This window comes from Streptomyces sp. NPDC093801 (assembly GCF_040701585.1).
Taxonomy (GTDB): Bacteria; Actinomycetota; Actinomycetes; order Streptomycetales; family Streptomycetaceae; genus Streptomyces.
The window spans coordinates 74,422-95,204 of the sequence record NZ_JBFBDP010000031.1 but is presented as its reverse complement, the minus strand read 5'-3'; the positions used below and the strand labels follow the sequence as shown (position 1 = coordinate 95,204).

22 protein-coding genes are annotated in these 20,783 nt (G+C 76.1%); 7 read left to right on the top strand and 15 right to left on the bottom strand.

The features are described from left to right. Nucleotides 1–101 precede the first annotated feature (101 nt). Nucleotides 102–284: a CsbD family protein gene (locus AB0469_RS31060; protein ID WP_366454785.1), complete on the bottom strand. Its 183-nt coding sequence runs from the start codon at nt 282–284 to the stop codon at nt 102–104. A 157-nt stretch (nt 285–441) separates the two neighbouring features. On the opposite strand from AB0469_RS31060, the gene AB0469_RS31055 reads away from it, so the two are divergent. The 3 genes from AB0469_RS31055 to AB0469_RS31045 all read left to right on the top strand — a co-directional run bounded on the left by AB0469_RS31055 (nt 442) and on the right by AB0469_RS31045 (nt 2,020). Continuing rightward, a complete protein-coding gene (locus tag AB0469_RS31055; RefSeq protein ID WP_366454784.1) occupies nt 442–597 on the top strand; it encodes a DUF6131 family protein in 156 nt (51 codons plus the stop codon). Nucleotides 598–911: 314 nt separating this feature from the next. Further along, nucleotides 912–1,283: a hypothetical protein gene (locus AB0469_RS31050; protein WP_366454783.1), complete on the top strand. Its 372-nt coding sequence runs from the start codon at nt 912–914 to the stop codon at nt 1,281–1,283. Then, the gene (locus tag AB0469_RS31045; RefSeq protein WP_366454782.1) at nt 1,280–2,020 is read left to right on the top strand and encodes a metallophosphoesterase; all 741 of its coding nucleotides are present in this window, start codon (nt 1,280–1,282) and stop codon (nt 2,018–2,020) included. The genes AB0469_RS31050 and AB0469_RS31045 overlap by 4 nt, the downstream gene beginning before the upstream one ends. A gap of 28 nt (nt 2,021–2,048) precedes the next feature. Here AB0469_RS31045 and AB0469_RS31040 read toward each other — a convergent pair whose 3' ends face one another. Further along, complete coding sequence (locus AB0469_RS31040) at nt 2,049–3,014, bottom strand: TIGR03557 family F420-dependent LLM class oxidoreductase (RefSeq protein ID WP_366454781.1); 966 nt, start codon at nt 3,012–3,014, stop codon at nt 2,049–2,051. A gap of 132 nt (nt 3,015–3,146) precedes the next feature. Between AB0469_RS31040 and AB0469_RS31035 the strand changes: the two genes are divergently transcribed. Together AB0469_RS31035 and AB0469_RS31030 are read left to right on the top strand one after the other, a co-directional pair. Beyond that, nucleotides 3,147–4,373: a cytochrome P450 gene (locus AB0469_RS31035; protein WP_366454780.1), complete on the top strand. Its 1,227-nt coding sequence runs from the start codon at nt 3,147–3,149 to the stop codon at nt 4,371–4,373. 65 nt (nt 4,374–4,438) lie between these two features. Further along, nucleotides 4,439–5,032: a TetR/AcrR family transcriptional regulator gene (locus AB0469_RS31030; protein ID WP_366454779.1), complete on the top strand. Its 594-nt coding sequence runs from the start codon at nt 4,439–4,441 to the stop codon at nt 5,030–5,032. Nucleotides 5,033–5,050: 18 nt separating this feature from the next. On the opposite strand, the gene AB0469_RS31025 is transcribed toward AB0469_RS31030, so the two are convergent. From AB0469_RS31025 to AB0469_RS31000, 6 genes are all read right to left on the bottom strand, one after another. Further along, nucleotides 5,051–5,752 (bottom strand): DUF2993 domain-containing protein, encoded by a 702-nt coding sequence (locus AB0469_RS31025; protein ID WP_366454778.1) that lies wholly within the window; start codon nt 5,750–5,752, stop codon nt 5,051–5,053. Nucleotides 5,753–5,853: 101 nt separating this feature from the next. Next, nucleotides 5,854–8,241 carry an MMPL family transporter gene (locus tag AB0469_RS31020; protein WP_366454777.1) on the bottom strand — a complete coding sequence of 796 codons (2,388 nt, stop codon included), beginning with the start codon at nt 8,239–8,241 and terminating at the stop codon, nt 5,854–5,856. Nucleotides 8,242–8,338: 97 nt separating this feature from the next. After that, a complete protein-coding gene (locus AB0469_RS31015) occupies nt 8,339–8,575 on the bottom strand; it encodes a hypothetical protein (protein ID WP_366454776.1) in 237 nt (78 codons plus the stop codon). 130 nt (nt 8,576–8,705) lie between these two features. Beyond that, nucleotides 8,706–9,923 carry a glycosyltransferase gene (locus AB0469_RS31010; RefSeq protein ID WP_366454775.1) on the bottom strand — a complete coding sequence of 406 codons (1,218 nt, stop codon included), beginning with the start codon at nt 9,921–9,923 and terminating at the stop codon, nt 8,706–8,708. Further along, the gene (locus tag AB0469_RS31005) at nt 9,920–10,720 is read right to left on the bottom strand and encodes a MerR family transcriptional regulator (protein WP_366454774.1); all 801 of its coding nucleotides are present in this window, start codon (nt 10,718–10,720) and stop codon (nt 9,920–9,922) included. The genes AB0469_RS31010 and AB0469_RS31005 overlap by 4 nt, the downstream gene beginning before the upstream one ends. 97 nt (nt 10,721–10,817) lie before the next feature. Continuing rightward, complete coding sequence (locus AB0469_RS31000) at nt 10,818–11,330, bottom strand: GNAT family protein (RefSeq protein ID WP_366454773.1); 513 nt, start codon at nt 11,328–11,330, stop codon at nt 10,818–10,820. A 79-nt stretch (nt 11,331–11,409) separates the two neighbouring features. Between AB0469_RS31000 and AB0469_RS30995 the strand changes: the two genes are divergently transcribed. Further along, nucleotides 11,410–11,742, top strand: a complete 333-nt coding sequence (locus AB0469_RS30995) for a YnfA family protein (protein ID WP_366454772.1) — start codon at nt 11,410–11,412, stop codon at nt 11,740–11,742. 82 nt (nt 11,743–11,824) lie between these two features. Then, the gene (locus AB0469_RS30990) at nt 11,825–12,712 is read left to right on the top strand and encodes a TIGR03619 family F420-dependent LLM class oxidoreductase (RefSeq protein ID WP_366454771.1); all 888 of its coding nucleotides are present in this window, start codon (nt 11,825–11,827) and stop codon (nt 12,710–12,712) included. A gap of 149 nt (nt 12,713–12,861) precedes the next feature. On the opposite strand, the gene AB0469_RS30985 is transcribed toward AB0469_RS30990, so the two are convergent. From AB0469_RS30985 to AB0469_RS30955, 7 genes are all read right to left on the bottom strand, one after another. Further along, nucleotides 12,862–13,569: a helix-turn-helix transcriptional regulator gene (locus AB0469_RS30985; protein WP_366454770.1), complete on the bottom strand. Its 708-nt coding sequence runs from the start codon at nt 13,567–13,569 to the stop codon at nt 12,862–12,864. A gap of 7 nt (nt 13,570–13,576) precedes the next feature. Further along, nucleotides 13,577–14,983, bottom strand: coding sequence for a nucleobase:cation symporter-2 family protein (locus AB0469_RS30980; protein ID WP_366454769.1), 1,407 nt, complete (start codon nt 14,981–14,983; stop codon nt 13,577–13,579). Between the two features lie 380 nt (nt 14,984–15,363). Next, complete coding sequence (locus AB0469_RS30975) at nt 15,364–15,945, bottom strand: hypothetical protein (protein WP_366454768.1); 582 nt, start codon at nt 15,943–15,945, stop codon at nt 15,364–15,366. 79 nt (nt 15,946–16,024) lie between these two features. After that, entirely contained in the window at nt 16,025–18,184 is a 2,160-nt protein-coding gene (locus AB0469_RS30970) for a hypothetical protein (protein WP_366454767.1), read from the bottom strand. Between the two features lie 110 nt (nt 18,185–18,294). Beyond that, nucleotides 18,295–19,386 carry a cysteine synthase family protein gene (locus AB0469_RS30965; RefSeq protein ID WP_366454766.1) on the bottom strand — a complete coding sequence of 364 codons (1,092 nt, stop codon included), beginning with the start codon at nt 19,384–19,386 and terminating at the stop codon, nt 18,295–18,297. A gap of 146 nt (nt 19,387–19,532) precedes the next feature. Next, complete coding sequence (epsC, locus tag AB0469_RS30960; protein ID WP_366454765.1) at nt 19,533–20,147, bottom strand: serine O-acetyltransferase EpsC; 615 nt, start codon at nt 20,145–20,147, stop codon at nt 19,533–19,535. Further along, nucleotides 20,147–20,719, bottom strand: coding sequence for an NAD(P)H-dependent oxidoreductase (locus AB0469_RS30955; RefSeq protein ID WP_366454764.1), 573 nt, complete (start codon nt 20,717–20,719; stop codon nt 20,147–20,149). The genes epsC and AB0469_RS30955 overlap by 1 nt, the downstream gene beginning before the upstream one ends. Between the last annotated feature and the right edge of the window lie 64 nt (nt 20,720–20,783).

Here is a 20,783-nt window from a genome sequence, read left to right as displayed (position 1 = left end):
CGCCGAGCGCTTGTCGGCGTCCTGCACGAACGGGCTGGCGTACTTCGACGCCTCCGCCCAGCCGTACAGGTTGCGCGCGCTGGCCGCCGCGCGGGGGTCGGTCACCGGTTCGCTTCGTGGATCTTCCTCATCCGGGCCGCCGCGTCCGCCCTGGACTCCTCCATGCGGCCCTCGGCCTTCTCCGCCCCGCCCTTCACCTCCATGCCCTTGTCATCGGCCATCGAGCCGATCTCTTCCTTCGTCCTGCCCTTGAGCTGCTCTGCCTTGCCCTTCGTCTTGCCCATGTCGGCCTCCCGGCTGGGGTACGCGATGCCTGGCGGCTACCCGGAATGCGCGGCCGCATGCTCCCCGGATCCGCCGCTGCCGAGCCGCATGCATGAACTCGCGCGACCGTGGTAGACGCAGTGCGTCCCCCCGTCCGAGAGGGACCAGGAGGTACTCATGATTATCCTGGGCGTCATTCTGCTGATCATCGGCTTCTTGACCGGAATCTCGATCCTGTGGACCATCGGCGTGATCCTCGTGGTCATCGGCCTCGTGCTGTGGCTGCTGGGCGCCGTCGGGCACGCGGTGGGAGGGCGGAAGCATTACTACTGACCGGCCGCATCCGGGGCACGGCGCGCTCCGCGAGACCCTCGCCCCCCGTCTCCCCGGCGACCCCGCGCCGCCGGGGGGCCCGGCCGGGCCGGACGGGCAGCTGCTGCCCCAGGACCACACCCAGGCGATCCTGGAAACCACCAAACGGGTGGCGACGCTCCTCAAGCGTTCCGCCCGTCCCTTTCGCCCTCGCGGGCAGCGTCGCCGCCTTCGCCCACGGCCTCCCCGCCACCTTCCAGCACGACACCGACTTCTGCGTCCGCCCCGAGGACGCCCGCGAAGCGGTCAAGGCGCTGGAGGAGGGCGGCATCGCCATGCGCCGGGCCCCCGAGGACTGGCTGGTCAAGGGGCGCTCCGGCGGTGAGGAGATCGACCTGATCTTCGAGCTGGCCCGCCGCCCGGTGAGCACCGCGCTGCTGCAGCGGGCGACCGTCAGGGCGGTGGACTCGGTGTGGATGCCGGTCCTGTCCCCCACCGACCTCATGGACAGCCGCCTCGCCGCGCTGTGCGAGCACTACTGCGACTTCGGCGACCTGCTGCCGATGGGGCGCATGCTGCGCGAGCAGATCGACTGGGAGCGCCTCGACCGCGACCACCGCGACTCCCCGCTGGCCGACGCCTTCCTGTACCTGCTCGACAGGCTCCGCGTCATCGCCCGCCCGGACCGGGCGCAGGACACCCCGTGACCCGCGTCGCGGCCGTCGGGGACATCCACCTCGGGCCGGACGGCGGCGGACTGCTGCGGCCCGCCTTCGACACCCTCGGGGCGTGCGCCGACCTCCTGCTGCTCGCGGGCGACCTGACCCGGCGGGGCACCCGCCGGGAGGCGCGCGTGGTGGCGCGGGAGGTGGCGGGACTGCCGGTGCCGGTGGTCGCGGTGCTCGGCAACCACGACTACGAGAGCGGCGAGGAGGCGGCCGTCGCCGAGGAGCTCCGCACGGCCGGCGCACGGGTCCTGGAGGGCGAGGGCGTCCGGCTGGACCTGGGCGGGACCACGGTCGGGGTGGCCGGGACCAAGGGCTTCGGCGGGGGCTTCGCCGGGCGCGGCGGGAGCGAGTTCGGCGAGGAGCAGATGAAGGCGTTCATCCGGTACAGCCGTACCTGCGCGGAGGGCCTGGGCCGGGCGCTGCGCGACCTGCGTGCGTCGGGGAGCGGGCTGTGCGTCGCGCTGACGCACTACGCGCCTGTTCCGGACACCCTCGCGGGCGAGCCGGCGGAGCTCTTCCCCTTCCTCGGCAGCTCCCTGCTGGCGGAGGCCATGGACGCCGAGGGCGCCGACCTCGCGGTGCACGGGCACGCCCATCTGGGGACCGAGCACGGCAGGACGGCGGGCGGCATCCCGGTCCGCAACGTCGCGCTGCCGGTCATCGGGCGGCCCTTCGCCGTGTACCGGCTGACCCCGCACGCGGGACCCGCCGGGTGACCTCCAGGGCCTCCAGGGCCCCGCGGTCTCAGAGTTCGCGCAGGGCGGGCAGCAGCGTGGACCCGGCCCAGTCCAGGAACGGCGTCTGCCGGTCCCCGCCGATCTGGACGAGGGCCACCTCCGTGAACCCCGCGTCCGCGTAGCCGCGTACCGCGTCGACGACGGCATCGACGTCGTCACCGCAGGGAATGGTGTCGGTGAGGTCCTCGGGACGGGTGTGGCGGGTGGCGGCCGCGAAGCCGGCCGGGCCGGGAAGCTCCGCGTTGAGCTCCCAGCCGCCGACGGCCCAGCGGAACTGGTCGTGGGCGCGTGCCACGGCCGCGTCGCGGTCGGTGTCGTAGCTGACGGGGAGCTGTCCGACGCAGGGCTTGCCGGCGCCGCCGTTCGCCACGAAGGACGTCACGAGGGCGCGGTCGGGTTCCACGGCGACGAGGAGGTCGCCGTAGCGGCCTGCGATTTCGCACGAGCGGGGCCCCGAGGCGGCCATGCCGATCGGGGGCGGTACGTCGGGGAGGTCCCACAGCGTGGCGTTCTCGACGTCGAAGTGGGCGCCGTGATGGCTGACGCATCCCCCGGCGAGGAGCGAGCGGATGATGCCGACGGCCTCCTCCAGCATCTCCAGGCGGACGTGGGCGGAGGGCCAGCCCGCTCCGACGACGTGCTCGTTGAGGTTCTCGCCGGACCCCAGGCCCAGCCGGAAGCGCCCGCCGGACAGGAGCTGCATCGTGGCGGCCTTCTGCGCGACCACCGCCGGGTGGTAGCGGAAGGTCGGGCAGGTCACGTAGGTCATGAGCGGGATCCGGTCGGTGGCCTGCGCGGCGGCGCCGAGGACGCTCCAGGCATAGGGCGCGTGGCCCTGGGAGTCCAGCCAGGGGAAGTAGTGGTCCGAGACGACGGAGAAGTCGAACCCGGCCCGCTCCGCCCCCACCAGGTCCCCGACGAGCTCCCGGGGACCGGCCTGTTCGGTCATCATCGTGTACCCGATCCGCACCATGCCAGGCGCCTTGCCACTGCCACCGTCCCCAAACACGGGCCGGCGGCGGCCGGTCTTCCGGGTGGGGCGGGGAGTGGGCAGGATGGCGCGGCGGGCGGGGGCGCGGACGGTGGCGTGCGGGTGGAGGGGCTTGTGGGGGCTGGGACGGAGCAGGAGCGGCGGGACGGGCTGTACCGGGACCCGTATCCGCTGTACGAGCGGGCGCGGCGGGCCGGGGGGCTGGAGTTCGTGCCCGAGGTCGGCGCCTGGCTGGTGGCGCGGGACGAGGACGTCCGGGAAGTGCTGCGTCGGGACGGGGACTTCTCGTCCGCCAACGCGCTGCTGCCCGACGTGGCGGTGTCGGAGGCGGCGCTCGGGGTGCTGGCGCGCGGGTTCGGGCCGCGGCCGACCGTCGTCTCCTGCGACGGGGCCGCCCACCGCCGCCACCGCGCCCCGCTCAACCGGGCGCTGTCCTCCGCGCGCTCGGCGGCGCTGCTGCCGTACGCGCGGGATTGTGCCCGGGAGCTGGTGGCCGAGCTCGCCGGGGCCGGTTCCGCCGAGCTGGTGGAGGCGTACGCGCGGAAGCTGCCCGGGCTGGTGGTGGGGCGGCTGATCGGGCTGGACCCGGCGGACGTGCCGGCCGCCGTGCACGGCGGCTACCGGGCCGAGGAGCTGCTGTTCCGCCCGCTGGCGCCCCAGGAGCAGGTGGCCGCCGCCGAGGACGTCGTCGCCCTGCAGCAGCTGCTGGACGGGTACGTCCGCGAGCGCAGGGCGCGGCCCCGTGAGGACCTGTGCTCGGACCTGGCCTCCGCCGCCGCCCCGCCGGGCGCCGGGCTGGGCCTCGAAGAGCGTCACGAGCTGGTGGCCCACCTGCAGAACCTGCTGATCGCCGGTTTCCTGACCACCGGCGCCCTCATCGCCACCACCCTGCTGCACCTGCTCTCCGACCGCCGGCAGTGGGAACTGCTGTGCTCCGATCCGGCGCTCGTCCCGGCGGCGGTGGAGGAGGGCCTGCGGTTCGACACCGCGATCCAGGCCTTCCGCCGGGTCACGACCCGGCCGGTGGAGCTCGCCGGGACGGAGCTGCCGGCCGGCGCCGCCCTGCTCGTGGCGTACGCCTCGGCCAACCGCGACGGGCGGCGGTACGAGGACCCCGGCGTCTTCGACATCCGCCGGCCCGCGGGCCCGCCCCACCTCGCCTTCGGGCACGGGCCCCACGCCTGCCCGGGCGCGCACCTGGCCCGCGGCCAGCTCCGGCTCACCCTGGAGCTGTTCACCAGGGCGCTGCCGGGCCTGCGGCTCGACGGGACCCGGCCCGCCCCGCGGATGCGCCCCACGCTCATCCACCGCTCGCCGGAGGCCCTGCACGTGACCTGGTGAGGGCCTCCGGGTGCGAAGATGCTGCTGTCGGAGCGGATGGACGGGCGGCGGAGGGCGGGCGAGCGGTGGCGGACGGCCGGACGGAGCGGGGACGGCGCACCCGGGAGAAGATCGCGGACGCCTTGCTCGGACTCCTCGACGAGGGGGCCGTGGAGTTCCCCGCGGAACGCGTGGCCGAACGGGCCGGGGTCTCGCGCCGGCTGGTGTTCCACCACTTCGCCGACATGTCCGAGCTCGTCGACCTCGCCATCACCCGGCGCCTGGAGCAGCTGGCCGAGCAGATCCGGCCGCTGCCCGTGACCGGCCCGCGGGACGTGCGGGTGGCGGCGCTGGCCGAGCAGCGCGCCCGCATCCTGGAGTGGATCACCCCGGCCCGGCTGACGCTGATGCGGATCGAGCACCCTTCTCCGCGCGTCGTGCAGGTCACGGACGAGGCGTTCGCGGACGCCCGGCGCCGTGTCGCGGAGATCTTCGCGGAGGAGCTCGCCCTTCTCGACGGGGACCGGGCGGCCGCCCTGCTGGACGGCCTGGACGCGGTGACCACCTGGGGGGCCTGGCACCACTGGCGCTCCGGCGGGAAGAGCCCGCAGGAGGCGCGCGCGGCGATGGAGGCCACCGTGCTGAACCTGCTGGTCGCGGCGGACCACCCGCCGGCCTGACGGCCGGTCCGCCGGCCGTCAGCCCAGGGCGACCTCCCCGGCCCGGGCGGTGACCGTCACCCCGGTCGCCCCGACCGAGACGCCCGTGGGCCGCAGGCCGAGGGGCAGGGCGGGCAGGGTGCGGGTCTGGCGGGCGAGCGCCTGGGTGATCAGCGGGCTGTCCGGGTCCAGGGGCCGTCCGGCCAGGGAGGCGGACTCCGCGTGCAGGGACAGGACCGCGCCGTCGAGCCGGACGTCCGCCGTGAGGGTGAACGGGGCGCCCAGGACGCTGCGCCGGACGAGCAGCCGGCCCCCGCCGGCGTCGGAGAGGCTCGTGGTCCCGTCCGCGCCGTCGCCGAGGGAGGCGTAGGGGGCGGTGAACCGGGCCGAGGCCGAGGACGCCCGGTATCCCCCGCCCGCGCCCTGCGGGGTGACGTCGTCGAGGGTGACGTCGGCCGTGACGGGGCGGCCGCGGCCGGTGGTCGTGTCGGCGCGCACCCGGACCTCGGGGTAGCTGTCGCGGGCGGCGTGGAGGAGGAAGGGCAGTCCCCCGACGGTGACCTCGGGCCGCGCCGTCAGGCCCGGCTGCCGCCGGGCGATCCGGTCCGCGAGCCGGCTCTCGGTCAGCCCGCGGGCGGTGGCGTCGGCGACGGGCAGGCCGAGCAGCAGGACGGCGGCGGCCGCGGCGAGGGCCGTGCGGGGGCGCCGGAGGGCGCGCGGGAAGGGCATGCGGATCCTCATCGGGGTCTCTTCGCGGGGCTTCTCGGGGTCTCTTCGCGGGGCTTCTCAGGGGCTCATCGGGGGCCACGTCGGGGCCTCTTCGGAGAAGGTCCCCGGATGCCTCACGGGGTGGGGAGGGCGGGCCGGGCGGGGTGCGGGACAGCGGGGTCGGCCTCCCCGGTGTCCGGCCGCTCCCCGGCGGCCGCCGGCCCCGCGTCGGCTTTCGGCCCCGCGTCGCCCGCCGGCCCCGCGTCCACCGCCGGCCCCGCGTCCACCGCCGGCCCCGCGTCCGCCGCCGGACGGGTGTGGGCGGCGCCCTCGATGTCCAGGTCGGGCAGGATCCGGTCCAGCCACCGCGGCAGCCACCAGCCGCGGTCCCCGAGCAGGGTCATCGTGGTGGGGACGAGCAGCCCGCGCACGACGGTGACGTCCAGGGCCACGGCCGCGGCCAGGCCCGTGCCGAACATCTTCACCACGGGGTCGTCCGACAGGAGGTAGGCGAGGAAGACGCTCACCATGATCAGTGCGGCGGAGGTGATGATGCCGCCGGTGGAGGCCAGTCCGAGGACCACGGCCCGGCGGCCGTCGCCGGTTTCGAGGTACCGCTCGCGGACGGCGGTGAGCAGGAAGACCTCGTAGTCCATGGAGAGGCCGAACAGCACGGCGAACATCAGCAGCGGGACGTATCCGGGCACGGGCACGGCCCCCTCCAGCCCGATGGCCCGCGCGCCCCAGCCCCACTGGAACACCGCGGTGAGGACCCCGTACGCGGCTGCCACCGACAGGAGGTTGAGCACGGCCGCCTTGAGGGCGAGGAGGGGGGAGCGGAAGGCCGCCAGGAGGAGCAGCCCGGCCACGGCCACGACCACGCCGATCACGGCGGGCAGCCGGTCCGCGAGGCGGTCGTTGAGGTCGGCGACCGCCGCCGGGGCGCCGCCCACGTGCGCGGTGCCCGCGCCGTCGGCGGTGGCGCCGGGCAGCACCCGTGCGCGCATGGTGTCGACGAGCCGCGCCGTGTCCGGGTCCCCGGGGGCGGTCGTGGGCGTGACCTGCCAGCGCACGGTACGGGCGTCCGCGGAGATCTGCGCCGGGCCCACGGATGCCACGCCCGGGGTGTGGGCCAGGGCCGTCGAGACCTTCGTGATGCGGGGGTCCTGGGGTCCGGCGGGGGCGGTGGGGAGGGTGTCCGTCACCTGGAGGGGACCGTTGACGCCCGGTCCGAACGCGGCCGAGAGGCGCTCGTAGGCGGTGCGGCTGGCGGAGCCGGCCGGTTTGTCCCCGGCGTCGAGCTGGCCGAAGGCGAGGCCGGCGGCCGGGGCGGCGAGCACGAGGAGCAGGGCGAGGCCGGCGAGCAGGTGGCGCCAGGGCCGGGCGGCGACCCGTTCGGCCAGCCGCTGCCAGCCGCCCGTGGGCCGGCCGGAGCCCGCGGGGTCGGCGGCCGGCGGGGCGGAGCCGAGGAACCGGCCCAGCAGGCTCAGCAGGGCGGGCAGCAGGGTGAGGGTGGCCGCGACGGCGACCAGCACCGCCACCGCCGGGGCCAGCGCGAGGGCCTGCAGCAGCGGCAGCCCGCCGAGGGCGAGCCCGGCCAGCGCCGCGATCACCGCGCAGCCGGCGAAGGCGGCGGCCTTGCCGGCGGTGGCCGTGGCGAGGGCCGCCGCCTCCGCCGCGGCGGTGCCGCGGCCGCGCAGTTCGCGGAAGCGGGTGAGGCTGAAGAGGGTGTAGTCGATGCCGACGCCCAGGCCGATCATGGCGGCGATGGTGGTGCCGGAGGAGGGCATGTCCATGAGGTGTCCGGCCAGGCCGACGGCGGCCAGGGACACGGCCAGCCCGGCGATGCCGATGGCCAGGGGGAGACCGGCGGCGGCCGCCTTGCGGAAGCCGAGGAGGAGCACCACCGCGGCGGCCGCCAGGCCTATGAGCTCGCTGTGGCCGGTGTCTGGCCGGTCCACGGCGGCGGCCAGGTCTCCGCCCGGGGTGACCTCGACGCCGGCGGCGCGGGCCGGGGCCGCGGCGTCGACGATCCGGTCGGTGAGGTCCGGTGTGACGTCCCGGCCGGTGACGTCCAGCCCGACGGAGAGGTAGGCCGTGTGCCCGTCCGCGGCGACCGCCGGGCCGCCCGGGCGGTCGTAGGGCGAGACGACGCTCACGACGTGCGGCACGTCGGCCACCGCCCGGGCGCTGCGCTCCACGGCGGCCCTGGCGGTCTCCCCGGTGAGGAGCGGACCGTCGGCCGCGGTGTGCAGGACGAGCGGCTGGTTGCCCGAGGCGGGCCCCGGGAAGGCCCGGGCGGCGGTGTCCAGGGCGGCCTGGCTGTCACTGCCGGGGATCCTCACCGCCTCGCTGGTGACCCGCCCGTAGGCCAGGACGGCGCCGCCGAGCGCCAGGAGCAGCAGGAGCCACGCCGCGAGCACCCGTTTCGGCCGATGGGCACACCAGCGCCCCAGTGCGAGGAACATCCGGTCCTCCCCTTCCGTCCGGCGCGGGAGGGCCGCGCCGGAGTCGATCACCATTCATTGCACTTGCCGTGCAGCCATTACGCTTGCACTCACCGTGCAACAATGTCAATCGGAGGCCGGACCGGTGGAGGGGTTCAGGGGCGCGGGGCCCTCAGGGCACGGTCCAGTGGAACTTCCCGCCGCCGACCCACCGGACCTCGTCCAGGTCGTCGAGGTCGTGGATGGTGATGCCCACCTCGGCGGCGATCAGCAGCACGTCCGTCATCGACGCCGCCCTGCCGACGATCTCTCCGTCGAACTGGACGAGGCGGAAGGGCGGTTCGCCGGGCTGGACTCCGAGGACGGTGATGCGCGCCGGGGAGATGTGGGGTGCCGATCCTTCAGTCATGGGAAGACCGTTCCACGAGGCGGCCGGGGCGGGGCTCGGCGACACGTTTTCGAGGCTCCGATCCACCGCTTGCGGTTCCCCGCGCTCCTCATCGCCCGTGGGCATCACCCGTGGGCATCACCCGTGGGCATCACCCGTGGGCGAGCCGCTCGACGGCTTCCAGGACGCGTCCCGCTCCGTCCTCGGTCCGCAGGTGCGCCGCGGCCGTCCGGGCGGCCCGGGCGTACTCCGGCTGCTCCACCGCCCGGCGCAGGGCGTCGGCGAGCAGCCCGGCGGTGAGGGACGCGAAGGGGATCGGGGCGGTGGCGGCGCCGGTCGCGGCGAGGCGGCGCGCCCAGAACGGCTGGTCCGCCGTGACGGGGACCGGCACCGCGGGGACGCCGGCGCGCAGTGCGGCCGCCGTGGTGCCGGCCCCCGCGTGGTGGACGACCGCGGCCGTCCGCGGCAGGAGGAGGGCGTGCGGGACGTCCCCGACGGTCAGGACGTCCGGGCCGTCCGCGGCCGTGAGCCCGGCGCTGCCGCTCTGGAGGATGCCGCGCAGCCCGGCGCGGCGCAGGGCCCGTACGGCGAGCTCGCCGAGCCGCTCGCCCTCGCCGGAGGCCATGCTGCCGAAGCCGACGAGGACGGGCCGGGGGCCCGCGCCGAGGAAGTCCTCCAGGGCCTCGGGGAGCCGTGCGTCCGCGCCGACGTGGGGCCACCAGTTGCCCACCACCTCCAGGCCCGGCCGCCAGTCGGACGGGGCCGGCGCCAGGGCCGTGCTGTAGCCGTGCAGGACGGGCCAGCGCGCCCGCTCCTGCCTCCGGCGCATGGCGGAGGCCGCGAGCGGCGGCAGCGCGAGCCGCTCGCGCAGCCGGGCGACGCCCTGTTCGGCGATCCGGTCGGCCATGCGCAGGGCGAACCGGCCGGCCGCGCGGTTGCCGGGGCGGCCCAGTGAGCGTGCACCGGTGACGACGGGCGGGAAGTCGCCGGTGGGCGCGGTGGGCTGGAGGTAGACGCCGAGGGCGGGCGTGCCGGTGGCCTCGGCGAGGTGCCAGCCGAGCGGGGCCGTGGTGGTGGACAGCAGGAGCAGGTCCGCGCCCCCGTCCACGGCGTCGGCGAAGCCCCGGCCGAGTTCGGTGAGGAAGGCGGCGGCGGTGCGCATCAGCCCGCGCCGGTCGGTGACGTCGCCGCGCGGCCGGGTGTCGCCGGGGAGGGCGCGGAACTCCAGGCCCGCGGCGCGTACCAGGGGGGCGAAGGCGTCGGTGGTGGCCAGGGCGACCTCGTGGCCGGCGCCGCGCAGTGCGGCGCCCAGGCCGGTGTAGGGGTCGACGTCGCCGCGCGATCCGGCGGCGGCGATCAGTATCTTCATCGGTTCTCTTCCGGGTCGGTACGGGCGGGCGCGCGACGGGCGGCGTTGGCGTGGACGGCCTCGCGGAGGTAGGAGGCCAGGCCCGGACGCTGCTGCGAGGGCGGTACGACGAGGGCGAAGGCGCGGGGGTCGGCGACGAAGTCGTCCGCGATGCGCCGGTGCATGTCGGGCGGGCAGGAGGTGAACCACCGCGAGACGTGCAGGCGGTGTTCCTCGGCGAGGTCACCGGCGCGCTCCCCGTCGGCGGGCTCCCCCTCGTCGAAGGCGGTGAGGAGCTCGGCGCGCCAGGCGGTGGCCTCGCGCATGAGCCGGCGCCAGTCCTCCTTGGTGTGGGCGGCGGCGCGCGCCATCGCCTCGCGGCGGCCCTCCGAGCCGGTCCACTTCAGCTCCGCCTCGGTGGCGTAGCTGAGGTCGAAGGCGATCTCCCCGAACACCTCGAAGCGCTCCTGCGGGGTCATCGCCACCCCCGTCCGCTGGACCTCGATGGCCCGCTCGGCCACCTCGGAGAGCCGCTGGAGCCTGGCGATCTCCTCGCCCAGCCGCCGCTGGCGGGCCTGGAGGTGCTCCAGGGCGTTCGCCTGCGGGTCCTCCAGGATCGCGGCCGTCTCGTCGAGGGTGAAGCCGAGCTCGCGGTAGAAGAGGATCTGCTGGAGGCGCGCCAGGTCCGCGTCGCCGTAGAGCCGGTAGCCGGCGTGGCTGCGGCTGCCGGGAGAGAGCAGCCCGGCCTTGTCGTAGTGGTGCAGCGTGCGCACCGTCACCCCGGCGAACGCCGCGACCTGACCCACCGAGTAACTCATCCGCCTGCCCTTTCGTCGGCTTCAGCCTGAAGCCTGACGCAGGGGGAGGGTCAACTCCGGCCGGGGGCCCGCCCGGCGGGCCGCCGTGCGGACGCGGTCAGCGCCTGAGTTCGGCGGCCAGGAGGTCCATCAGGAGGCCGTCGTGCCAGGTGCCGTCCGGGCCGCGCTCGTACTGGCGCATGATGCCGACCGGCCGGAAGCCGACCTTCTCGTAGCAGCGGATCGCCGCGGCGTTGTCGGCCGCCGGGTCGATGACGAGGCGGTGGAAGCCGCGGTCGTCGACGAGGTGGCGGGCGAGGGTGCGTACGGCGTCGGTGCCCAGACCGATGCCGTGCACGACGGGGTCGAGGAAGAGGTCGATGCCGGCGTGCCGGTAGTCCGGCTCCTCCTCGGCGTACCACTGGATCATGCCGACGATCCGCTCCCGGTGACTGATGGTGAGGCAGACCGTGCCCGGGTCCTCCAGATCTCCGGCGATCTCCGCCTCCAGGTCGTCCTCGCCCCGCCACCGGGCGCGGACCTCCGGAGTGGCCCGGATGGCGGCCAGGGCGGGGACGTCCTCGGTGAGGGTGGGACGCAGGACGACGCGGGCACCTCGCAGCACGGTCATGAGCAGGGAGGATATAGGTGCGGGCGGTCGGGCGCCCGCTGTTGGTTTCGGGTTCCTCCCCCTCCGGAAAGTGGTCCTCGTGCTCGTCGTCCGTTCGGTCGCCCTGTTCCTCGCCGCCGCCCTCTTCGAGATCGGCGGCGCCTGGCTGGTCTGGCAGGGGGTGCGGGAGCACCGGGGGTGGGCGTGGATCGGCGCCGGGGTCATCGCCCTCGGCGTGTACGGGTTCGTCGCGACCCTCCAGGAGGACGCGGACTTCGGCCGGATCCTGGCGGCCTACGGCGGGGTGTTCGTGGCCGGGTCGCTCGCCTGGGGCATGGTCCTCGACGGGTACCGGCCCGACCGGGCGGACGTCGTCGGGGCGCTCATCTGCCTCGTCGGGGTGGCGGTGATCATGTACGGGCCGCGCGGATGACCGCTGCCGGAGCCCGGGCGGGTGCCACGCCGGGCGGCCGCAAACCCTCGGCGCGGCGCCGCGCCCGGCCGACACTGGCCCGATGGACATCGGAATAGCGCTGCCCCAGTACGGGGACCACGCCCGACCCGAGTGGATCGTGCCGTTCGCCCGGCAGGCCGAGGAGGCCGGCTTCGGCTGGCTGTGGGTGGGCGACCGGTCCCTCGCACCGGTCTCGCCCGGCGACCTCTACCCCGGCCGCACGGCGCAGGACCCGTACCCGGCCGGGTTCCGCACCTTCCTGGACCCGTTGACCGTGCTGACCGCCGCGGCCGGGGCGACCACCCGGGCCCGGCTCGCCACCAGCACCCTCAACGCCCCCTGGTACCCGCCGCTGCTGCTGGCCCGCACCCTCACCACCCTCGACGCGCTCAGCGCGGGCCGGCTGGTCGCCGGGCTGGGCCTGGGCTGGCTGCGCGACGAGTACACCGCCGTCAACGCCGACTTCGCGCGGCGCGGCGCCCTGCTGGAGGAGGCCCTCGACGTCCTGCACGGCTACTGGACGCAGGAGGTGTTCGGCCACGAGGGCCCGCACTGGTCGATCCCCGCGTCGTACGTCGGCCTGCGCCCGGCCCGGCCCGGCGGGCCGCCCGTGCTGCTCGGCGGCCTCTCCCCCGCCGCGATGCGCCGGGTGGGCCGCCGCGCCGACGGCTGGGCCGGGGTGCTGCTGCCGCCGGACGCGGAGGCGGCGCTGTGGGACGTGGCACGGCGGGCCGCCGAGGGGGCCGGCCGGGATCCCGGGGCGCTGACCCGGCACATCCGGCACAACGTCCGCCCCGGCACCGGCGCCGACGCCATCGCCTCGGTGCTCGACGGGGTACGGGCCTCCGGCGCGGACAGCGCCTTCATCGACCTCCAGCAGTGCACGGCCGGTCCCGCCGAGGCCCTGGAGCTCGGCATCGCGGCGCTGGAGCGCGTACGGGCGGGCTGACCGCCCGCGCCCGTCCGCCGGCCCGGACCCGCACGGGGCCGGCGGACGGGGTGCCGGACGGGTACGCCCCGGGAGCGGGCGGGGCGGGCGGTGGTGAGCCGCCGCGGAGAGCCCGGTCGGGTGGCCGCGGCCGGGGCGGTGGTGCGCGGTCAGGGGCGGCGTCCCGCCGGGCCGTGGCCGACGAGGGAGCGGAAGCGGTCCGGCAGGGCCCGGAGCCAGGCCGCCCGGTCGGCGGCGATCTCCCTCAGCCGGGCGTCGTCGTTGCGGGCGACGAGGTGGCCCATGTAGCGCTCGTCGAACCGGGCGTACTCCCGGTGCAGCGTGCGCAGGGCGTCCGCCACGGCCCGCTCGTCGGCCCGGGCCAGGTCGGCCAGTGCGGCGACGTGGGCCTTCCAGCGCCCCTCGACGGCCTGGCGCAGCAGGCCGACGAGTGCGGCGTCCCGGCCGAGGAGGTCCAGCAGGTCCTCGGTGCCCAGGCCGAGGGCGTCCGCCAGGAGCAGGGTCTGGCGGTCGGTGCCGGGCCAGCGGCGTTCGGCCTCGGCGGCGGCGTAGGCGTACGGGTCCATGCCGATGCGCAGGGCCAGGCGCTCGGCGGTGAACCCGCGTGCCAGGCGGTGCTCCCGCAGGGTGGCGGGCCGTACGGCCATGAGGACCGCGACCGGGCACCACAGGGCGTCGGCCAGGGCGAGGAGTTCGGGTTCGGTCGGGGGGACCGCCCCGGCTTCCCAGGCGTGGACCGCTTCCGTCGGCCGCTCCACGCCCAACTGGGCCATGGCGGCGACCACATGGCCGGGCGTCATGCCCAGGCGCAGGCGTGCGGCCCGGGCCTCGGCGGGGGAGAACGGGGGTGTGGGCACGGGGGGATCACCTCGACGGCTGCGCGTCGGCGAAGGCGTCCCAGTCGATCTCCTCCCGTGCCGTGCGGCCGGCCGGGGTGTGGAAGAACAGGTTCAGCAGGACGGCGGTGAGGCTGCCGAGGGTGATCCCGCTGCCCAGGACGGCCCGCACCTCCACGGGCATGTGCGCGAAGAACGGTCCCACGACGGCCGGCAGCATCGCGGCGCCCAGACTGAGCGCGAGGATCAGGGCGTTGCGCTCCTCGCGCAGGTCGACCTTGGCGAGGATCTGGATGCCGACGGTGGCGACCATGCCGAACATCGCGACGGCGGCGCCGCCGAGGACCGGGTGCGGGACGGAGGCGACCACGGCCCCGGCCTTGGGGACCAGGCCCAGCAGGATCATCAGGAATCCGGCGGCGACCACGACGAACCGGCTGGTCACCCGGGTGATCCGGACGAGGCCGATGTTCTCGGCGAAGGCCACGTAGGGGAAGGAGTTGAACACGCCGCCGAGGACGGTGGCCACGCCGTCGGCGCGCAGGGCGCGGCCGACCGTCTCGCCGTCCACCTCGCGGCCGGTGATCTCGCCCATGGCGTACACGTCTCCGGTGGTCTCGACCATGGTGATCACCATGACGACCACCATCGCGAGCATCGGGAAGAGGTGGAACTGCGGTACGCCGTAGTGGAACGGGGTGCTCACGCCGATCCAGTCGGCCTGCTCCACGGCGCCGAGGTCGGCGTCACCGAGCAGCCAGGCGGCGGCCGTTCCGCCGACGAGGCCGAGCAGGACGGCGACGCTGCGCAGGAAGGGTCCGCCGAAGCGGGACAGGAGCAGGATGAGCAGGAGGGTGCCGCCGGCGTAGGCGAGGTGCTCCGGGGCGCCGTAGCCGGGCTTGCCGATCAGGTCGGAGCCGCCGCCCACGTCCTGCAGGGCCACGGGTATGAGCACGATGCCGATGACGGTGAGGAGGGTGCCGGTCACGATCGGGGGGAAGTACTTGGCGAGCCGTCCGACGAACGGGGCCAGCAGGAAGGTGGCGATGCCGCCGGTGATCACGGCGCCGTAGACCACCAGGAGGCCGGCGGTGCCGCCGCCCGCGCCCTGGCCGATGGCGATCATCGGGGAGACTGCGGTGAAGGTCGCGCCCTGGACGAGCGGGAGGCGTGCGCCGATCCGCCAGAAACCCCATGCCTGGATGATGGTGGCGAGGCCGGCCGTGACCAGGTCGGCGTTGATCAGGTAGACGAGTTCCCGGGGGGACAGCCCGAGGCTGCTGCCCAGGATGATCGGGACGAGGACCGCGCCGGCGTAGAACGCCAGGACGTGCTGGAAGCCGTAGAGCGACAGCTGGGAGAACGGGGGGACCGCGTCCACGGGATGCCGGTCGGCGGCGGCCGCGGTACGTCGGCGCGAGGCCAGTGGTGCCATCTCTGCCTTGCCTTCGAGGTAGGTGAATGAGAGGGGGCGCGACGGGGGGTCGCGTGAAAGGGGGTTGTGCCTCGGAAGGGGGCGCGTACGGGCGACCGCTCGGATCGGGCGGCTCGCGGGGCGTGGGACGGCACGGGGTTGCCGGTGCTCGTCCGGGCGCGGTGAGGCGGAACGGGGCCGATACTGTCCGAGCCTTCAGTGGTTGCGCAAGTCGTCGACCGTGTTTTTATTAGCAAAACCCATAGGTAACTTACGAATCCATGGCGAAGCGGCTTCTTTGCTTCGGAATCCGTTGCGGGAGATGTCGGCGCCCAACTGTGCCCCGGGTGGCGCGACTTCACGGTCCCGCCGCGGCCGTCCGAGCGCGCCGAGGCCGGGGGCTACGGCTGCGGACGACGGCGGTGCGCGGCCAGGACCGTGGCCGATGTGAGGAGGAGCAGGGCCGACAGGGCCGGTTCCCAGGGCCCCGCGGCACCGGCCGGCACCGGGGACAGGCGGCGCCGGGGGTCGTGGGCGATGCGGACCTCCGCGCCCCGGGAGAGGGGGGACGGGGCGTCCTTGAGTTCGCCGGGATACCCTCCGGGGCAGTCCAGCGCGAGGCGGTACACCGTCTTCTCCGCGCCCCCCTCGCCGAGCGAGGCCTCCGTCTCGGCGCGGACCTCCCGGACCACGCAGGTGGCCGTCTCCGCGCGCGCGGCCGTCCGCTCCGTGGCCGCCGCCGTCGAGAGCAGCCCCAGCGCGAGGAACAGCGCGCCGAAGAGTCCGCAGGCCCCTCGGACGGACACGGCGTACGCCGGCGAGGCGCCGAGGACGAGCACCGCGCCGCCGGCCACCGCGACGGTGGGCGACGGGGGCGCGGCGCCGACGGAGCACCAGCGCGCCCAGGCGTACACGAGCGCGGCGGCCGCCGCGGGCAGCGCCGCCACGGCGGACCACCGCCCGTGCGTCCCCTCCTCCTGCACGCACACCACCCCCGCCCTCGGACGTACGCCGGCACGCCGGCGGTTGCGCCGGGCGGGGCGGGGAGCCGCCCGCAGGGCGTCAGCCGGCGGGGACGGGGACGTACGGGGCGGCGGCGAGCAGGGCGCGGGCCCGGCCGCGCAGGAGCTCGTCGTCCTGGACGCCCCGGTCCTCCACCCCCGGACGGAACACCCGCGCGTCCCCCTCGGCGAGCACGGCCAGCCGCTCCAGCTGACCCGGGCTCAGGACGTCCGCTCCCAGGGCTCCGAGGGCATCGCAGGCCTCCAGCGGGTCGGCTCCCCGCTCGACGGCGTCCAGCACGGCCCCGGCCAGGGCGGTGCGGGCCGCCGTGTCGGGCCGGGCGGTGGCGACGAGCGCGAGCACCACCGCCGGCACCCGCTCGAAGTCGCCGAGCAGCGCTTCCAGACGGGGCGTCAGGGGGCGGGCCGCAGGCCCCAGGACCGCTGCCGCCCGGACCGCGCGGACCGCCGACCAGTGGCCCCAGGAGCCCCCGGGGGAACGGGCGAGGACCGCGTCGAGGACCGCCACCGCCGTCGCGGCGTCGCCGGCGACGCGCCAGAGGGCCTCGGCGAGCGCGGTGTCGGCCTCCAGGGCGGGCAGCAGCGCGGCGGCGCCGGGGTCGCTCAGGGCGGCGCGCAGCAGCGGGACCAGTGAGGACGCCCGGGGGCCGAGCCCGCCCGCGGCCTCCGCCGCGCGCGCGGTCGCGTGGGCCCCGTCGGAGAGCTGCCGCGCGATGCGGTCGAGCAGCACCCCGTCGTCGCCGGTGAGCTCGTGGAGCGCCGTCGCCACCGCCAGTGCCTCGTCCTCGGCGGCGGCCTTGCGCAGCGCCTCGGCCGCCCGGGCGCGCACGCCCGGTGCGCCCGCGGCCGCGAGGGCGGCCACGACCGGAGCGGTCTGGCGCTGGTGGTGGCGCAGGGCGAGCAGGAGCTCCGGGAGCGCCTCGGCGGCCCGGGCTCCCCAGCCGGACAGCAGGGTGGCCAGCTGCCAGGCCTCCTTGCCGTCCAGGGACTCCGGCCGGGCGAACCGGCTGCGGACGGCGCCGAGGAGCTCCCGGTCGAAGGGGAAGGCGGGGACGGGCGGGGCCACCACCCCGACGGCGGCGCCGAGCGCGCGCGGACGGCGCCCGAGGGACCGGGCGAGGAGCGGCGCCGCCAGGGCCGGGTCGACCCGTACGAGCGCGGCCAGGACCCGGTCCGCGGCGTCGTCCTCCTCGTCGGGGCGACGGCCCGCGAGGCCGGCCAGTGCCGGCGCCGCCGGTGCGGCGGCGGTGCCCAGACGGCCCAGGACCGGGGCCACGGCGAGCACGGCCCCGTCGTCGGCGGCCGCCGCCGCGAGGGCGGGAACCAGCCGGGCGGCGCTGCGCGAGAGGGTGCACACCCGGTCGGCCGCCCACACCGCCTCGGCGCGGACCTCGGCCCGACCGTCGCCCAGGGCGGTGTCGAGCAGCGCGAAAGCGGCCTCGCGGTGGGCCGCCCCGCCCCGGTCCAGCAGCGCCTCCACGGCGTCGGCCAGCGGCTGCCGGTCCGTCAGGTCGCGCCGGCCGGCCACGAGGGGGGCGGCGGGCAGGACGGAGAGCAGGGTCGCGTGCTGTTCCCGCGTCCAGGGCAGCCCCGCGTGCAGGCGGACGAAGACGGCTGCCAGGCGCAGCTCGGCCGGATGGGCCGGGTCCAGCACGCGGGCGGCGGTGGCGGCCGCGGCCGGCGCGTCCGTCCGGGACATCGCGGCCAGCAGCTCCGCGCGTACCCGCGGGTCCGCCTCCACGTCCCAGCGCGCCCGGAGCGCGGGCAGTACGGGCCCGGCCGCGCGGGTCAGCGACACCGCCCACGCGGCGCGGCCGCGCACCAGTGCCGCGGGGGCGTCGAGCAGCGGGAGCAGCAGCGGGAGTTGCCCGGCCACGGCGGCCGCCACCGCGCCCGGGGCCAGTTCGTGCTCGTCCGTGCTCCCGGCCATGTCCGCCAGCAGCGCCAGGACGTCGGCCGTGCGGTGGCCGGCGGCGGCGAGGCGGGCCAGGAAGGGCACGGTCTCCACACTGGCGGTGAAGACCGTGCCCTGGTGGAGCAGGCTCCCGTACAGCTCGAGCAGGGCCTCGTCCGACGCCTCCTCGTCGGCCCCGGCGAAGTCCCGCAGGAGGGCGGGCAGGTCCTGCGCGCCGCCGTAGGCGTGGGACGCCCGCGACCAGGGGTGGGCGTCGAGGCCGGCGAGCGCTCGTTCGAGATCCATACGGGCATGGTGCCAGGCCGCACCGACAACGGGCCGGGGGCCGTACGGGCGCCCGCGGGCGGGCCGGCGGGCCGCAAGCCCCGTTCAGGGCCCGGTGCCGGCCCTCGCGGTCAGGACTTCGCGGTCAGGGCCAGGGGCTGCTCGGCCGTCTGCCGCCCGGCGGCCGCGCCCTCGGCGGCGGGCTGCCCGTCGGAGGGCTTCCCGGCGGCCGGCTTCCCGTCGGCGGAGGGCCGCCGGGTCGCCTGCCGGGCGGCGGGGGTCTGCTCCTCGGCCCACAGGCTGAGGTAGCGCTCGCCGGTGTCGGGCAGCAGCGTGACGATCGACGCGCCGACGTAGTCCGGGTGGGCGGCCAGCCGGGCGGAGGCGTGGGCGACTGCGCCCGAGGAGACGCCCGCGAAGATGCCCTGGCGCCGGGCGAGCTGCCGGGCGGCGTCCAGCGCCTCCTCGTCGGTGACGGTCACCACGCTGTCGATCAGCGAGACGTCGGTGGTGGGCGCCACGAAGCCGCCGTTGAGGCCCGGGATGCGGTGCAGGCCGCCGACGCCCTGGGAGAGCACCGGGGAGTTCTCCGGCTCGACCGCGACGACGCGTACGTCCGGGTTCTGCTCCTTGAGGTACCGGGCGATGCCGGTCAGGGTGCCGCCGGTGCCCACGCCGCAGACCAGGACGTCGACGCGGCCGCCGGTGTCGGCCCAGATCTCCGGGCCGGTGGTCTCGTAGTGGGCCCGGACGTTGTCCGCGTTCTCGTGCTGGCAGGGGAACCAGGAGCCGGGGGTCGCCGCGTGCAGCTCCTGTGCCTTGGCGATGGCGCCGGGGTAGCCCTGCTCGCGCGGGGTCCGCACGACCTCCGCGCCCAGCGCCTTGAGCAGCGCAACCCGCTCGGGGGTGGCGCTGTCGGGGAGGACGATGACGCAGCGGTAGCCGCGGGAGGCGCAGAGGGAGGCCAGGGAGATGCCGGTGTTGCCGGACGTCGCCTCGATCACCGTGCCGCTGCCGGGGGTGAGTTCGCCGCGCTGCTCGGCGGCCCGCAGCATGTACAGGGCGGCGCGGTCCTTGCTGGTGGACATCGGGTTGGCGGCCTCGAGCTTGGCCAGCACCTCGGTACCCGGGGCGGTGTCCTCGAAGTGGAGGCGGATCAGCGGGGTGGATCCGATCAGGTCCTCGATGCTGTCGGCTATGGGGCGAGGCTTACGGCTTTGCACGTGTGGTTCCTCACAAGTCGGGTCGTACGGCTGCCGGTCGGGGGTGTTCGTACGGTCCGCCCGTACGCCGGTGCAGCCTTCGTGGGGGGGAAGGGGATGACACGAGGCGGGGAGTGGCGCGGAGGGGAACGGAGCGGCGGACGCTCCTACCAGGAGCCGGCCGAGGCCGTCACCGCGTACAGGTCCTCCATGGGCTGCGGCTGCTCGCCGACGGCCTTGATCACGGCGGTGGCGGCGAGCACGCGGGCTCCCGGGGGGACGTCCTTGTTGACGAGGGCCTGGGCGCCGATGACGGCGTGCTCCCCGATGGTGACGGGGCCGAGGACCGTCGCGTTGGTGCCGAGCACGACGTGGTGGCCGACCACGGGATGGCGGCGCTCGCCGGCGGGCCGCTTGTTGTCGCTCCACCAGCCGACCGCGCCGAGGGTCACCTGGTGGTAGATGGTCACGTCGTCCCCGATCACCGCGGTCTCCCCGATCACGACGGCGGCGCCGTGGTCGATGAACACCCGCCGGCCGAGGACGGCCCCGGGGTGGATCTCCACGGAGGTCTTGCGGCGGGCCTGCCAGGCGATCAGCCCGGCGGTCATGCGCATGCCACGCCGGTGCAGGCGGTGGGCGACGCGGTGCGCCCACAGGGCGGGCAGGGCCGCGTGCAACAGGGCCTCGCGCCGGTTGCGCATGGAGGGGTCCTGGGCGACGACGACGTCCAGGTCCTCCTTCATGATCGCGAGCAGGCCGGGTTCCTTGTCGTGCGCCATCAGATCAGCACCTCCGTCTGCGCACCGGCGGCGGCGAGCGCCGCGCGGGTCAGGCTCTCCAGCCGGGCCACGAGCTCCGGGTCCGTGTAGCGGCCCCCCTCGGCGGCCACCCCTGCGGCGCGGGCGACGCCGACGGGCTCGTGCTCGACGACCCGCGCGCCGCAGCGGGCGAGCAGAGTGACCAGCCCGGCCTGCGCCTCCACGCCTCCGTTCGCTCCGGGGGAGGCACTGGCCACGGCCGCCACCCGGCCGGTCAGCGGGCTCGGGGACGCGCCGTCCGCCCGGGACAGCCAGTCGAGCGCGTTCTTCAGGGCGCCGGGCATCGCGCCGTTGTAGGAAGGGGTGCTGATGAACAGCAGGTCGGCTCCGGCGACCAGTTCCTTGGCCGCGCGCACCGCCGCCGAGCCGTCGGCGCGCTCCAGGCCCGCCTCGTAGTAGGGCAGTTCCGCGACGGCGAGGTCCACCGTCTCGTGCGCACCGGGGAGGCCCGCGAGGACGTGCCGCACGGTCTCCAGGACGGCGGTGTTCAGCGAGTCCCGTCGGGTACTGCCCGACATCAGAACGATCTTCACCAGGGGAACTCCTTTGGTTCTCGGCCTCCCGGTCGGCAGGCTTCGTGCGCGCACGGGACGGGTG